The sequence below is a fragment of the Leifsonia sp. NPDC102414 genome (assembly GCF_044765685.1).
Lineage (GTDB): Bacteria > Actinomycetota > Actinomycetes > Actinomycetales > Microbacteriaceae > Leifsonia.
Map to the genome: position 1 here is coordinate 6,741 of NZ_JBIWKN010000004.1, position 14,191 is coordinate 20,931.

General features: G+C 68.9%; 15 protein-coding genes and 3 tRNA genes. 14 read left to right on the forward strand and 4 right to left on the reverse strand.

Annotated elements, in window-relative coordinates; translation table 11 throughout:
* Positions 1-298 (forward strand): Ig-like domain-containing protein (locus ACIRCZ_RS15390; protein ID WP_402854585.1); only part of this gene is annotated, 298 nt, incomplete at its 5' end.
* A 388-nt stretch (positions 299-686) separates the two neighbouring features.
* On the opposite strand, the gene ACIRCZ_RS15395 is transcribed toward ACIRCZ_RS15390, so the two are convergent.
* From ACIRCZ_RS15395 to ACIRCZ_RS15405, 3 genes are all read right to left on the reverse strand, one after another.
* Positions 687-762, reverse strand: a tRNA-Phe gene (locus ACIRCZ_RS15395).
* A gap of 63 nt (positions 763-825) precedes the next feature.
* Positions 826-902, reverse strand: a tRNA-Asp gene (locus ACIRCZ_RS15400).
* A 51-nt stretch (positions 903-953) separates the two neighbouring features.
* Positions 954-1,026: transfer RNA gene (locus ACIRCZ_RS15405), tRNA-Glu, on the reverse strand.
* Positions 1,027-1,430: 404 nt separating this feature from the next.
* Here ACIRCZ_RS15405 and ACIRCZ_RS15410 point away from each other — a divergent pair.
* Positions 1,431-2,717, forward strand: a complete 1,287-nt coding sequence (locus tag ACIRCZ_RS15410; RefSeq protein WP_055899129.1) for a M23 family metallopeptidase — start codon at positions 1,431-1,433, stop codon at positions 2,715-2,717.
* Positions 2,718-2,751: 34 nt separating this feature from the next.
* A complete protein-coding gene (locus ACIRCZ_RS15415) occupies positions 2,752-4,029 on the forward strand; it encodes an NlpC/P60 family protein (protein ID WP_402854587.1) in 1,278 nt (425 codons plus the stop codon).
* Positions 4,030-4,115: 86 nt separating this feature from the next.
* On the opposite strand, the gene ppa is transcribed toward ACIRCZ_RS15415, so the two are convergent.
* The gene (ppa, locus tag ACIRCZ_RS15420; RefSeq protein WP_268765836.1) at positions 4,116-4,640 is read right to left on the reverse strand and encodes an inorganic diphosphatase; all 525 of its coding nucleotides are present in this window, start codon (positions 4,638-4,640) and stop codon (positions 4,116-4,118) included.
* Positions 4,641-4,651: 11 nt separating this feature from the next.
* On the opposite strand from ppa, the gene tilS reads away from it, so the two are divergent.
* The 11 genes from tilS (at position 4,652) to ACIRCZ_RS15475 (ending at position 14,166) form a co-directional block, all read left to right on the forward strand.
* A complete protein-coding gene (tilS, locus tag ACIRCZ_RS15425; RefSeq protein ID WP_402854589.1) occupies positions 4,652-5,728 on the forward strand; it encodes a tRNA lysidine(34) synthetase TilS in 1,077 nt (358 codons plus the stop codon).
* A 16-nt stretch (positions 5,729-5,744) separates the two neighbouring features.
* Positions 5,745-6,296: a hypoxanthine phosphoribosyltransferase gene (gene hpt / locus ACIRCZ_RS15430; protein ID WP_055899140.1), complete on the forward strand. Its 552-nt coding sequence runs from the start codon at positions 5,745-5,747 to the stop codon at positions 6,294-6,296.
* Positions 6,297-6,392: 96 nt separating this feature from the next.
* A complete protein-coding gene (gene ftsH, locus ACIRCZ_RS15435; protein WP_402854592.1) occupies positions 6,393-8,399 on the forward strand; it encodes an ATP-dependent zinc metalloprotease FtsH in 2,007 nt (668 codons plus the stop codon).
* 13 nt (positions 8,400-8,412) lie between these two features.
* On the forward strand, positions 8,413-8,988 hold the full coding sequence (folE, locus tag ACIRCZ_RS15440) for a GTP cyclohydrolase I FolE (protein ID WP_402854594.1): 576 nt from the start codon (positions 8,413-8,415) through the stop codon (positions 8,986-8,988).
* The gene (gene folP / locus ACIRCZ_RS15445; RefSeq protein ID WP_055899151.1) at positions 8,985-9,788 is read left to right on the forward strand and encodes a dihydropteroate synthase; all 804 of its coding nucleotides are present in this window, start codon (positions 8,985-8,987) and stop codon (positions 9,786-9,788) included. The genes folE and folP overlap by 4 nt, the downstream gene beginning before the upstream one ends.
* Positions 9,781-10,167 carry a dihydroneopterin aldolase gene (gene folB / locus ACIRCZ_RS15450; protein WP_055899154.1) on the forward strand — a complete coding sequence of 129 codons (387 nt, stop codon included), beginning with the start codon at positions 9,781-9,783 and terminating at the stop codon, positions 10,165-10,167. The genes folP and folB overlap by 8 nt, the downstream gene beginning before the upstream one ends.
* Positions 10,164-10,709: a 2-amino-4-hydroxy-6-hydroxymethyldihydropteridine diphosphokinase gene (gene folK / locus ACIRCZ_RS15455; protein ID WP_055899157.1), complete on the forward strand. Its 546-nt coding sequence runs from the start codon at positions 10,164-10,166 to the stop codon at positions 10,707-10,709. Before folB ends, folK begins: the two co-directional genes overlap by 4 nt.
* Complete coding sequence (locus ACIRCZ_RS15460; protein ID WP_055899160.1) at positions 10,706-11,185, forward strand: DUF3180 domain-containing protein; 480 nt, start codon at positions 10,706-10,708, stop codon at positions 11,183-11,185. Before folK ends, ACIRCZ_RS15460 begins: the two co-directional genes overlap by 4 nt.
* Entirely contained in the window at positions 11,169-11,654 is a 486-nt protein-coding gene (locus ACIRCZ_RS15465) for a PH domain-containing protein (RefSeq protein WP_055899163.1), read from the forward strand. Before ACIRCZ_RS15460 ends, ACIRCZ_RS15465 begins: the two co-directional genes overlap by 17 nt.
* The gene (locus tag ACIRCZ_RS15470; protein WP_402854598.1) at positions 11,651-13,408 is read left to right on the forward strand and encodes a PH domain-containing protein; all 1,758 of its coding nucleotides are present in this window, start codon (positions 11,651-11,653) and stop codon (positions 13,406-13,408) included. Before ACIRCZ_RS15465 ends, ACIRCZ_RS15470 begins: the two co-directional genes overlap by 4 nt.
* Positions 13,408-14,166 carry a Rossmann-like and DUF2520 domain-containing protein gene (locus tag ACIRCZ_RS15475; protein WP_055899166.1) on the forward strand — a complete coding sequence of 253 codons (759 nt, stop codon included), beginning with the start codon at positions 13,408-13,410 and terminating at the stop codon, positions 14,164-14,166. The genes ACIRCZ_RS15470 and ACIRCZ_RS15475 overlap by 1 nt, the downstream gene beginning before the upstream one ends.
* Positions 14,167-14,191: the final 25 nt, after the last annotated feature.

The window sequence follows — 14,191 nt, forward strand, 5'->3', positions numbered from 1 at the left end:
AGCGGTGACGGATAACGGTGACGGCACGTATAGTGCACCGTTGTCGGGGGTTGCTGCGGGTGTTGCGACGGTGACGTTCACGGTGAATGGTGCTGCTGGAACGAACACGGCTGACGTGACGTTGGTCGCGGTTCCGGCGGCTGCGACGTCGCCTGCGCCTGCGCCCGCGCCGGCGGAGGCCAGCCTCGCGACGACCGGACTCGACGTTGGAGCAACTCTTGGCGGCGTCGGAATGCTGCTTGGCGCGGGCGTCATTCTCGCGCTTGCCAAGCGGAAGCGCCGCCCAGCGGAGCGCTAAGGCATCCGAAATAGCCAAGTTCGCCTAGCTATGCCACTTCGGCACCCGGTGAATAACTTCCGCCCCGGAGAGAAGCCTCTTCGGGGCGGAAGCGGGGAGTTGCGATGCCGTACGCCGAAATGCCTAACCCTGGCTCGGGCCGCGACTCCCGAATACTCCAACCAAATATCGCCCCGGTCTCGCGCACGCGAGGTCGGGGCGATTTCGTCGTTGTGGGTGGCACGCGTTGCGTGGACACCCGCGTTCTGGCATATCCCCTCAAACCCGCCGGATTGCCGGGTCAGCGAATTGCGGCTCTGGCCGGGTTCGTCTCTCGCGACGCGTACTCGGCGTCTCGGGGCCAGAAACACGAAACCCCTACATCCTTGTCAGGAGTAGGGGAGTGGTGTGGTGGCTCCGACCGGCATCGATCCGGTGACCTTTCGATTTTCAGTCGAACGCTCTACCAACTGAGCTACAGAGCCTCTCGAGGTGACATTCGCCGCCTCTAGACGGAAGCCCTTCCGATGTGGAAGGGCTTCTCGTCGTGGCGACCCTGACGGGACTTGAACCCGCGACCTCCGCCGTGACAGGGCGGCACGCTAACCAACTGCGCTACAGGGCCTCAAAGTGAAGCTATTCAATTATATAGGACGCCGTTACCTTCAACGGACAGTGACCCCAACGGGATTCGAACCCGTGCTGCCGCCGTGAAAGGGCGGTGTCCTAGGCCGCTAAACGATGGGGCCGGAATGTCTCGGATCGCTTTCACTTTCCGATGACCACCGACGAACAAGCATACGGAAACCCCGTGGCAAAAGCGAATCCTGCGTGCATCCCGGGCGGGTCCGACGATTCGGGATGCACGAGCACGGTTTTACGCCCGCGATAACGACACAAATGCTCAACTCTCGACCGGCCAGCGAATGGTCACGATTTGCTCTCGATCGCGGGTTACATTCGCTGTCGACGGCCGCCCGGGCTGTCCGTGCAGTCGCGCGCCGCCCCCGTCGTCACCGCAGCTTCACTACCTCTCCGGCCCACCGACCCTGGGCTCCGAGCGGCCATGTTGCTAAAGTTGCACACGTTGACAACGGGACCCGTGTGACTCATGTGACTCAAGCGAGCACGAGCGAACGGGTTCGAGGAAACGATGAAGCGTACTGAACCGGTCTCCCCCACCTCCCGACGAGCCCCCGCCGCCGGGCGTGCAGGCGTGCTCAAGCTCAGGATGCGTGCACTCGTCGCCGTGGTCGGGGTCGCCACCGTCTTCGCGGTCGGAGCGGTCGCCGCTCCCGCGTACGCGGATCAGTATCCGAGCTGGCAGGACGTGCAGAACGCCAAGGCGAACGCCGGCGCCGCCGCGGCTCAGGTCGACAAGATCAACGGGCTCATCAGCCAGCTCAAGGGCGAGGTCGCTGCGACCCAGGCCGAGGCCGTCAAGCGCGGCGAGGAGCTGCAGGCAGCGGAGGCCGCGTTCGACAAGGCCAACATCGAAGCCGAGCTGATCCAGAAGCAGGCGGACGAGAGCCAGAAGAAGGCAGACGACGCCAGCGTGCAGGCGGGCAAGCTCGCTGCTCAGCTCTATCGCACGGGAGGGCGCAACCTCACGGCCAACCTCTTCCTGAGCGGCAACGGCGCATCCAGCACCAGCCCGGACAAGCTGCTCTCCGACCTCGGCAGCATGTCCAAGCTGGTCGAGCAGTCGAACCAGGTGTACACCGACGCCAAGACGGCTCAGAACACGGCCAAGGCGCTCGCAGCGCAGGCCGTAGTCGCGAAGGCCGAGCGCGAGAAGCTGCGGATCGCGGCGGAGGCGGCGCTCAAGGCGGCGGCCGAGGCGGCGAAGGCGGCGCAGGACAAGCTCGCAGAGCAGCAGAAGCAGATCGTCGTGATGCAGGCCCAGCTCGCTGCACTGCGCGACACGGTCACCAAGACGGTCAGCGGCTACGAGGCCGGTGTCGCCGCGGCGGCTGCGGCGGCGGCAGCCCAGGGCTCCGGCGGGCTGCCAGGCGGCTACGTCGGCCCGCAGGGCTGGGCTGTCCCCGCGGCGGGCCCGATCACCGACGGCTTCGGCTCACGTCCGTCGCCGGGCGGCGTCGGCAGCACATATCACCAGGGCATCGACATCGGGGCGGGGTGCAACTCGCCGATCTACGCCGCATACCCTGGCGTCGTCGAGTACGCAGGCCCCAACGGCTCGTACGGGAACTTCGTCCTGATCAACCACGGAAGCGGTGTGCAGACCGGTTATGCGCACATCCGCAACGGAGGGATCCTCGTCGGCATCGGCCAGTCGGTCAGCGCCGGCCAGCCGATCGCGCGCGTCGGAACGACCGGCGCATCCACCGGATGCCACCTGCACTATGAGGTGCGCATCAACGGTGTGAAGATCGACGGGATCCCGTTCATGAGGGAAAGGCAGGCACCACTTGGCTAGCCAGAACGAAAGGCCACGGGTTCGCCCCGGCGTCATGATCGGCGCGGGCGTGATGGGTGTGGTGACAGCATCCATCGGCGTCATCACGCCCCCGGCGTTCGCCGACGACTACCCGTCGTGGAACGACGTGCAGCAGGCGAAGGCGAACGTCCAGAACCAGCAGGCGATGATCGACAACATCACCCAGCTGATCTCCGGCCTGCAGTCCACCGTGGATGCGGCCCGCGTCGCCTCGGAGAAGGCGGCGGAAGCGTACTTCCAGGCGAAGGACGCGCTGGACACCGCCACCAAGAAGGAAGCCGACCTGCAGAAGCAGGCGTCGGCGGCAGCGGAGAAGGCCAAGACGTCGCAGATGCGCGCGGGCCTCCTCGCCTCGCACCTTGCGAAGTCGGGAGGAGGCGGAGATCTCTCCGTCGACCTGATGCTGAAGGGCGGTGGCTCCGGCTCTGCGGCCGACAAGCTGCTGTACCAGCTCGGCACGATGAGCAAGCTCACCGCCCAGTCGAAGGACGTCTACGACCAGGCGACGAAGGACAAGAACAACGCCGAGTCGCTGACAGCGCAGGCGAAGGTCGCCAAGACCGAGCGCCAGACGCTCGCGAGCAAGGCGGACGACGCCCTGAAGGCGGCTCAGGATGCGCAGAGCCAGGCCCAGGCCGCCCTCGCCACCCAGCAGAGCAAGTCCACCGAGCTGGTCGCCCAGCTCGCGACGCTGAAGAACACGTCGACCCAGACCGAGGCGGCATACCTCCAGGGCGAACAGGTTCGCGCGGCTCAGGCGGCAGCGGCTGCCGCTGCTGCCGCGGCCGAGGCCGAGCGTCGCCGCCAGGAGGAGGCCGCGCAGAACGCCGGCGGCAGCGGCAGCTCCGGTGGTGGCGGAGGCACGGCGCCGAGCGGCGGCGGAGGAGGCGGCGGCCCTGTCGCCCCGCCGAACGGCAACGTGGTCGACACCGCGATCGCGTACGCGCGCGCCCAGCTCGGCAAGCCGTACATCTTCGGCGGAGAGGGCCCTGTCGGCTACGACTGCTCCGGTCTGACCATGAAGGCCTACGGCTACGCCGGCGTCTACATCGGCAGCCACTCGGTCAACAACCAGTACTACACGGCGGCCAACCGCGGCCAGCTCGTCTCCTACAACCAGAAGCAGGCGGGCGACCTCATCTTCTGGGGCGACGCTCCAGGCGACTTCTACCACGTCGGCATCTACATCGGCGGCGGCATGATGATCGCGGCACCCACCGAGGGCGACGTGGTCAAAGTCCAGTCCGTCTGGGGTTCCCCGTGGTACCAGGTGGCCCGCCCCAGCGCCTGACCCGTTCTTAAACAGTCGAGTCCGGACTTGTTCACGCGAATCGCCGAAGCGAAGCGTGAACAAGTCCGGACTCGATTGCGTGGAGGCTAGTGGCCCTCTTCGGCGAGCTTCTTGAAGCCGGCCTCGATGATCTCGTTGGCCTCTGCGGCGTCGCCCCAGGCCTCGACCTTGACCCACTTGCCGGGCTCCAGGTCCTTGTAGTGCTCGAAGAAGTGCTGGATCTCCTTGCGGGTGGCCTCCGGGATGTCGTTCACGTCCTGGATGTGCGCCCAGCGCGGGTCCTTGTGCGGCACCGCGATCACCTTGGCGTCGCTGCCGGCCTCGTCGCTCATGTTGAGCACGCCGACGGGACGAACCTTCACGCCGACCCCGGGGAATACCGGGTACTCGAGCAGCACCAGCACGTCGACGGGGTCGCCGTCGAGGCCGAGCGTGTTCTCGAAGAACCCGTAGTCGGTCGGGTAGACGAAGCCCGTGAACAGCACGCGGTCGAGGTACACCCGCCCGGTCTTGTGGTCCACCTCGTACTTGTTGCGGCTCCCCTTGGGGATCTCGATGACGGCATCGTATTCGGCCATAGTGTTCTCTCCTTGTGTCGAAAAGTCTGCAATAACGTTACTGGATGCACCTCAACGGTTCTCCAGACGCCGAACGCCGCCCCCGCCTCACCCCTCCGATCGCGGATGCGCGCCGTGCCGTGCGCACCGCCATCGCTGCGGCGGCCGCTCTGGAGGCCCCGGATGCGCACGACGACCACGGGCCGGCTCGACGGCATCCACTGGCACAGGATGCGCTGCTGCTCGTCGGCTTGAGCGGCGGAGCGGACTCGCTGGCGCTCGCAGCGGCGACCGCGTTCGAGGCTCCGCGCGCCGGCTTCCGCGCCGGAGCGGTGATCGTCGACCACGGGCTGCAGGATGGCTCGGCCGCCGTCGCCGCCCGCGCCGCCGAGCAGGCGACGGCGCTCGGCCTCGATCCGGTCATCGTCGAGAGGGTGACAGTGGATGCGGGGAGTTCCGGCCCGGAGGCCGCGGCCCGCCAGGCCCGCCACGCCGCCTTCGATCGCGTCCGCGCAGCGACGGGAGCCCAGCGCATCCTGCTGGCGCACACCATGGACGACCAGGCGGAAACGGTCCTGCTCGGGCTGGCGAGGGGCTCGGGCCCGACCAGTCTGCAGGGCATGGCGGAGGACACCGGCACTCTGCTGCGCCCGTTCCTCGGGCTGCGCAGGAAGACGACGCACGCCTTCTGCGCCGACAGCGGCATCACGCCGTGGGACGACCCGCACAACGACGACCCCGCATACGCGCGGGTGCGCGTGCGCACGGCCGTGCTGCCGGTGCTGGAGCGCGAGCTCGGCCCCGGCATCGCGGAGGCGCTGGCCCGCACCGCAGAGCAGCTGCGCGAGGACGACGAGGCGCTCGACGGCCTCGCCCTCGACTGGGCGCTGGAACTCGTCACTCAGACAGACGACGGCGCCGTCGCGCTCGACGTCCGCGGACTCGCCGCCGACCCTGCCGCGCTTCGCCAGAGGATCATCCGCCTGGTCGTCTCCGCCGAGTTCGGGATGTCGCTCAGCCGCGCGCACACGCTGGCCGTCGCCGAGCTGATCACCGACTGGCACGGCCAGGGTCCGCTCAGCCTGCCAGGCGTTAGAGTTGTCAGGCAGAACGGGCTGCTCATGTTTTCCCCCAACTCTTAAGGACAGCACCTCCCTCATGGAACTCACGGACGTTCACGACGACCTGACCGAGATTCTCATCACCGAGGAGCAGATCCGCTCCCGTATCGCGGAGCTCTGCCGCGAGATCGAGCGCGACTACGCAGGCAAGGACGTCCTCCTGATCGGCGTGCTGAAGGGCGCGGTCATGGTCATGGCCGACCTGGCCCGCGAGCTGAAGATCCCGGTCACGATGGACTGGATGGCCGTGAGCTCGTACGGAAGCGGCACGGCGTCGAGCGGCGTCGTGCGCATCCTGAAAGACCTGGACACCGACCTGGACGGCAAGACCGTGCTGATCGTCGAGGACATCATCGACTCCGGCCTCACGCTGTCCTGGCTACTGGCCAACCTGCGCTCGCGCGGCCCTGAGTCCATCGAGATCTGCACCCTGCTGCGCAAGCCGGAGGCCGCGCGGGTCGAGATCGACGTGAAGTACGTCGGTTTCGAGATCCCGAACCAGTTCGTCGTCGGCTACGGCCTCGACTACGCGGAGAAGTACCGCAATCTGCGGGGCGTCGGCATTCTCGCTCCCTCCGTCTACAGCTGATCCAGAACCTCGGATCACGGGCGTGATGAACGCCCGGCGCGCCCAGAGCGAACACGCAGGCGGCGCACAGTCCCGTGGCGGTACTCTGGCTGCACCATGAACGTCAAGAAGATCTTCCGCGGGCCGATTCTCTACATCGTGCTAGCCATCGTCGCAGTGTGGATCGGCTCGAGCCTGATCACCATGTCGGGATTCAAGGCCGTGTCGACGCAGAAGGGCCTCGAGCTCCTGCAAGACGACAAGGTCTCGAGCGCGAAGATCGTGGACGGTGAGAACCGCGTCGACCTGACGCTCACCACCGCCGACAAGACGCTCGGCAACCAGGTGCAGTTCTACTACGTCACCCCACGCGGCCCGGATGTGGTCAAGGCGGTCGACGACGCCAACCTGCCCAAGGGATACGACGACGAGGTTCCGCAGCCCAACTGGCTGCTCTCCGCGCTCGGCTTCCTCATCCCCGTCCTGCTCATCGGCGTGTTCTTCTGGATCATGCTGTCCGGGATGCAGGGCGGCGGAAACAAGGTCATGCAGTTCGGCAAGTCGCGGGCCAAGCTGGTCACGAAGGAAAGCCCCAAGGTCACCTTCGACGACGTCGCAGGCTCCGACGAGGCCATCGAGGAGCTCGAGGAGATCAAGGACTTCCTCAAGGAGCCGGCCAAGTTCCAGGCGGTCGGCGCCCGCATCCCGAAGGGGGTGCTGCTGTACGGCCCTCCAGGAACGGGTAAGACGCTGCTCGCCCGCGCTGTCGCGGGTGAGGCGGGTGTCCCGTTCTACTCGATCTCCGGTTCCGACTTCGTCGAGATGTTCGTCGGCGTCGGCGCGAGCCGCGTCCGCGACCTGTTCCAGCAGGCCAAGGAGAACGCGCCCGCCATCATCTTCGTGGACGAGATCGACGCTGTCGGCCGTCACCGTGGCGCCGGCCTCGGCGGTGGGCACGACGAGCGCGAGCAGACCCTCAACCAGCTCCTGGTGGAGATGGACGGCTTCGACCCGAAGACCAATGTCATCCTGATCGCCGCGACGAACCGGCCGGACATCCTGGACCCCGCGCTGCTGCGCCCCGGCCGCTTCGACCGCCAGATCGGCGTGGATGCTCCCGACATGGTGGGACGCAAGAAGATCCTCGAGGTGCACGGCCGAGGCAAGCCCCTCGCCGCATCCGTCGACCTCGAAGTGCTGGCACGCAAGACGCCCGGCTTCACAGGCGCCGACCTGGCCAACGTCCTCAACGAGGCCGCGCTGCTCACCGCCCGCTCCAACGCGCAGCTCATCGACAACCGCGCACTGGATGAGGCCGTCGACCGCGTCATCGCCGGCCCGCAGAAGCGCACCCGCGTGATGAAGGACCAGGAGAAGCTGATCACGGCGTACCACGAGGGCGGCCACGCTCTCGCCGCCGCCGCGATGCGTCACACCGACCCCGTGACCAAGATCACGATCCTCCCGCGCGGCCGGGCCCTCGGTTACACGATGGTCATGCCGCTGGAGGACAAGTACTCCGTCACGCGCAACGAACTGCTCGACCAGCTCGCGTACGCCATGGGCGGCCGCGTCGCGGAGGAGATCGTCTTCCACGACCCGACCACGGGTGCGTCCAACGACATCGAGAAGGCCACCTCGATCGCCCGCAAGATGGTCACCGAGTACGGCATGAGCGCCGACATCGGCTCGGTCAAGCTCGGCCAGGCCAACGGCGAGATGTTCCTCGGCCGCGACATGGGTCACCAGCGCGACTACTCGGAGCGCATCGCGGAGCAGGTCGACGCCGAGGTCCGCGCCCTCATCGAGAAGGCGCACGACGAGGCGTGGGAGGTCATCAACGAGAACCGCGCCGTGCTCGACCGTCTGGCCGCCGCGCTGCTCGAGCAGGAGACGCTCGACCACAACCAGATCGCCGAGATCTTCGAAGACGTCGTGAAGCTGCCGGAGCGTCCGCAGTGGCTGTCCAGCGACAAGCGGCCCATCTCCGACCTGCCTCCCATCGACTACCCGAAGGCCAAGGCGCCGATCGACTCGGGCGCCGTCGACAGAGGAGTCGATTCCGAGCCGCCGTCGAAGCCGAAGCGCGCACCCGTTCGCAAGCCGCGTCCGGCCACCGCATAGAGCCGGGGCGCGCATGACCGGTTTCGATCGTCCGCGCATCGAGGCAGCCGTCGCCGAAATCCTCGCCGCCATCGGCGAGGATTCCGCGCGTCCAGGGCTGGCCGCGACGCCGTCGCGTGTCGCGGACGCGTACGCCGAGTTCTTCGCAGGGCTCGGTAAGGATGCGGCGGCAGAGCTGGGCGATGCCGTCCCGCTGGAGACCGACAAGGCGGAGACCATCCTGGTGCGCGACATCGCGTTCCGGTCGGTCTGCGAGCACCACCTGCTGCCGTTCCTCGGCGTCGCGCACGTCGCGTACCTGCCGGGCGAGAAGGTGGTGGGGCTCGGGCGCATCCCGAGGGTGGTCGAGACCCTGGCGGCTCGTCCGCAGCTCCAGGAGCGGCTCACCGAGCAGATCGCGGACACGATCGAGTCCGGCACGCAGGCGCGCGGCGTCTTCGTCGTCCTCGATGCTGCACACACCTGCGTGACGACGCGCGGCCCACGGCAGACGGAGAGCACCACCGTCACGATGGCCGCGCGCGGCGCGTTCACCGAGCCGGCCTCCCGCACCGAGCTGGTCGCCCTGATCGGGCGTGGAATCGCGTGACGCTCATCATGGGTGTCCTCAACGTGACGCCGGACTCGTTCAGCGACGGCGGCCTCTGGCTGGAGCCGGGCGCCGCCATCGAGCACGCCCTCGACCTCGTGGAGCAGGGCGCCGACATCATCGACGTCGGCGGCGAGTCCACCAGGCCGGGCGCGCTCCGCGTCGACCCGGCGGAGGAACAGGCAAGGGTCGTGCCCGTCGTGCGCGAGCTCGCCCGGCGCGGCATCACCGTGAGCGTCGACACGATGAACGCAGGCACGGCCAGGGAGACGGCGGCCGTCGGCGCTGCGATCATCAACGACGTCTCCGGTGGCCTCGCAGACCCCGGCATGCCGCAGGCGCTGCTCGACACCGGCCTGCAGTACGTGGTGATGCACTGGCGCGGCCAGAGCGACTCGATGGACTCGCTCGCCAGATACACCGACACGGTCGGCGAGGTGCGCGCCGAGCTCTCCGCCCGTGTCACCTCCCTGCTCGAGGTCGGCATCGACCCGAGCAGGCTCATCCTCGACCCTGGGCTCGGCTTCTCCAAGACGGGAGAGCACAACTGGCAGGTGCTCGCCGGGCTGCCGGAACTGGAGACGCTCGGCTACCCGATCCTGATCGGCGCGTCCCGCAAACGCTTCCTCGGCGCCCTGCTCGACGACGACGCACCGGCGACCGACCGGGATGCGCCTACCGCCGTGATCAGCGCCCTTGCAGCGCGCGAAGGTGCGTGGGCCGTGCGGGTGCACGATGTCGCATCCACCAGGATCGCCCTCGATGTCGTGCGGGCGTGGCAAGCTGGAAGAGATGACTAGGCCAGCTGCGACCCGACCGTCCGACGCGATCGTCCTCACCGGCCTCCGCGTGCGCGCCAATCACGGTGTCTACGACTTCGAACGGGAGAACGGACAGGACTTCGTGGTCGACGTGACCGCGTGGCTCGACCTGGCCGCGCCCGCCGCCTCCGACGACGTGGCGCACACGGTCCACTACGGCGACCTCGCCGAGGAGATCGCCGACGCGGTGCGCCGCGATCCCGTCGACCTGATCGAGACCGTGGCGGAGCGGGTCGCTGGCGTGGTGCTCGCGCACCCACCGGTCGACGCCGTCGAGGTGACCGTGCACAAGCCGGACGCCCCGATCAGCGTGCCGTTCGGCGACGTCGCCGTGCGCATCCTGCGGGAGCGGTCATGACGCCGGGAGGGGTGACGCCCAAGCAGCAGCGCCTGCGCGTCGGCCACCCGGCCGTGCTGGCGTTCGGCGGCAACCTCGGCGACCGGGAGGCGACCATCCGCGCGGCGTTCACCGCGCTCGAAGCCACGCCGGGCATCCACCTGGATGCGGTGTCCCCGCTCTACGAGACGCCCGCCCTGAAGCTCGACGGCATCGACCACGACGCACCCGCTTACCTCAACGCGGTCGCCGTCATCGACACGATCCTCGACCCGCTCGCGCTGCTCGAGGCGGTGAACGCGGTCGAAGACGCCCTCGGCCGGGTGCGCGAAGAACGCTGGGGCGACCGCACCATCGACATCGACATCGTCGACTACGACGGCATCGTCTCCGACGACGAGCGCGTCACCCTTCCGCATCCCCGCGCGGCCGAGCGAGCGTTCGTGCTCGTCCCGTGGCTCGACATCGCACCGGACGCGCAGCTCACCGGCCACGGACGCGTCGCCGACCTCGCCGCCCGTGCCACCGATCCCGTGCACCGCTACGAGGGGAGCGCATCGTGAAGCGCACGAGTCCCGTCTCGCTGATCGTGCTCGGCGTCGTCGCGGCGGTCGCCGGCTTCCTGATCGAGCTGGCGCTGTCCGGCGCCGGGCTCGCGGTGTTCATCCCTCCGCTGACCCTGCCGATCACCCTCGTGGCCGTGTCGATCATCGTCGTCGCGTTCGCCGTGCCGATCCGGCGGGCCGTTCGCGGCCGCAGTTCGCGCGCCATCGACCCGTTCCAGGCGATGCGCATCGTGGTGCTGGCGAAGGCGTGCAGCCTGTCCGGAGCGCTGCTCACCGGCCTCGGCGCCGGATTCGTCGCCTACCTCCTGAGCCGCGCCGTGATCCCGACGGGGAGCGCGGTCTGGCTGACGGTCGCATCGACGATCGGCGCCGTCGTGCTGCTGATCGCCGGGCTCGTCGCCGAGTTCCTCTGCACCATCCCACCCGACGACAAGAACGGCGATCCGGAGAATGTCCATGTCGAATCGTCTTGATCTGAGCGTCGGGGAGTGGCAGCGCGTCTCCCCGAAGTACGTGGTCGTGGTCATCGTCGGCGCGATCGTCAGCGGCGTCGTGCTGGCGGCGGCGGCAACGTTCCTGTGGCTGGTCGCGCAGTGGAGCTGGGGCTGGGTGCTGCTGGCCGTCGTGGTGATCGGCACGATCGTCGGCCTGATCATCGCGCCGCGCCGCGCCCGCTCGATCGGCTACCGGATGCGCGACGACGACCTGCTGTTCCGTCGCGGCATCATGTACCAGCGCTTCGTGTCCGTTCCGTACGGCAGGATGCAGCTCATCGACATCAACCGGGGACCCGTCGGCCGCATCCTCGGCCTGGCCGACCTCAAGTTCGTGACGGCTGCGGCGTCGACCAGCGTGGTCATCCCCGGCCTCCCAGAGCCGGTCGCTGCCGAACTGCGGGACCGCCTCGTCGAGCTGGCTGAGAGCAGGCGGGCGGGGCTGTGAGCGCGCCGCTCAGCGCAGCGGAGCGCGCCGCCGAACGGTACACGGACGGCGAATGGCATCGCCTGCATCCCGCGACCCCTCTGCTGCGCGGTGGCATCGTCTTCGTCGCCATCCTCGGCTTCGTGCTGTCGAACCTGCGCGAGCGGATCGTCGGGTTCTTCGTCGGAACGCCGGACTTCGGCGGCGACCCGATCGACCAGATCTACGATCACGGCTGGGAGGGCTGGGCGCTCCTGGCCATCGCGGTGGTGCTGCTGCTCTGCCTCGGCGCGTTCTACCTGTCCTGGCGGATGCACAGCTTCCGGATCACGGACGACGCGGTCGAGGTGCGCAGCGGCATCCTGTTCCGCACCCAGCGGAAGGCTCGGCTGGACCGCATCCAGGGCATCAACGTGGTGCGCCCCGTGCTGGCCAGAATCTTCGGGGCGGCGAAGCTCGACATCAGCGTGGCAGGGCACGACGCGAACGTGCAGCTGGCGTACCTTGGCTCGTCGCTGGCGGACGGGCTGCGCGGGGATGTGCTGCGGATGGCGTCTGGGGTGCGCGCGAGCGAGGCGGGCGCCGGCTCTGCGGCCGGTGGCGCGGTTGCGGCTGGCACAGTCGCGGATGGCACGGTCGCGGATGGCCCGGTCGCGGCCGGCCCGGTGACAGCCGGCCCGGTAGCGGACGGTGCCGTGGCACCTGGCGTGCCGGACGGGCGTGTTGGCGCTGTCTCCGACCTGGTGACCCGTCGGGTGAACGAGTTCATCGCCCCCGAGCTCGACCCGAACGCCGCGCCTCCGGAGTCGGTCGTGAAGATCCCGCCGCTCCGGCTCCTGGGGTCGTTGGTGCTCAGCGGCTTCACCATCTTCCTGCTGGTGGTCATCGCGCTGCTGGTGATCGGCGCATCCACGGGCCGGGTGTGGCTGCTGCTCATCGTGCTGCCCGGTCTGCTCGGGTCGGCGAGCTTCTACATCAACCGCTTCACCAAGTCGCTTCGCTATTCGATCGCCGGCACACCGGACGGGGTGCGGGTCGGCTTCGGTCTGCTGACCCTGAGCAACGAGACGCTCCCGCCGGGGCGCATCCACGCGGTCGAGGTGCTGCAGCCGCTGCTCTGGCGTCCGTTCGGCTGGTGGCAGATCCGCATCGACACCGCTGGGCACTCCAAGGAGAAGGGCGCGGCGGGCCAGCCGAACACGACGATGCTGCCTGTCGGCGACGCGGCGGACGTCTCCCGGGTGCTCGGCCTCGTGCTCCCGAACTTCGCGACCGACGAGCACCGCGACCTGATCGCAGCAGGCATGACGTCGAAGGGCAGGGATGCCTTCACCGGCAGCCCGCGCCGCGCCGCCTGGGTGCGGCCGTTCTCGTGGCAGCGCAACGGCTACCGGATCGTCGACGGCGTGATCCTGCTGCGCCGCGGCATCGTGTGGCGCAGCCTGGCGATGGTCCCGCTCGCCCGTCTGCAGAGCGTCGAGATCGAGCAGGGCCCGATCGACAGGCTGCTCGGCCTCGCAGGTGCCCGCCTCCACACGGTGTCCGGTCCTGTGCGCCCGCGCCTGGCAGCGCTCGACGCGCCGCAGAGCGTGACCCTTTTCGACGACGTGGCCTCCGGCGCGATCGCCTCCGCGCAGTCCGACCGCAGCCACCGCTGGGCGGAGCTCCCGTTCGAGCAGGCCGCGCCGCTCGCTGCGCCGCCGACGGTTCCGGCCTCCTCCACGGCGCCGACGGCCGCTCCCGACACGTCCGCCCACCGCGAGGAGAACCACTGATGCAGCGCTCAGGACGACTCGGCCTCGGCATCATCGGGGCCGGGAGGGTCGGCCCGGTGATCGGAGCGGCGCTGGCCGGGGCCGGGCACGCCATCGTCGGCGTCTCCGCCGTCTCGGAGGCGAGCAGGGAGCGGGCTGGAGCGATGCTGCCGAACGCCCCTATCCTCGATGTGCCGACGCTGGTCGAGCGCAGCGAACTCGTGGTCATCGCCGTTCCGGACGCCGAGCTGCCTGCCCTGGTCGCCGGGCTCGCCGCCACGGGGAGCTGGCAGCCGGGTCAGATCGTGATGCACACCGCGCCGGGGTTCGGCGTGTCCGTGCTGCAGCCTGCGGCGGCAGCAGGGGCGATCCCGATCGCCGTGCACCCGGCCGTCGAGTTCACCGGGACCAGCCTCGATCTCGCCAGACTCGCCGAGAGCTACTTCGCCGTGACCGCGCCCGCCCCCGTGCTGCCGATCGCCCAGGCGCTGGTGGTGGAGATGGGCGGCGAACCGGTCGTCATCGCCGAGCAGGACCGGGAGGCGTACGCGGAGGCAGTAGCGACGGCGACGGCGTTCTCCCGCGCGATCGTGGAGCAGTCCACCGGCATCCTGCGCGACATCGGCGTGGAGAACCCCGGCCCGTTCCTCAGCTCCCTGCTGCGGTCGGCGGTCGACAACGCGATCACCACGGCGTCCGCGCCGACGGCGATCGACCTGTCCGAGGTGTTCGACGAGCCGCAGAGCGACGACCGCGGCTGGTTCCTCCGCGGCGAGTAGCCTGGATGACTGGCCGTTCTTCTCC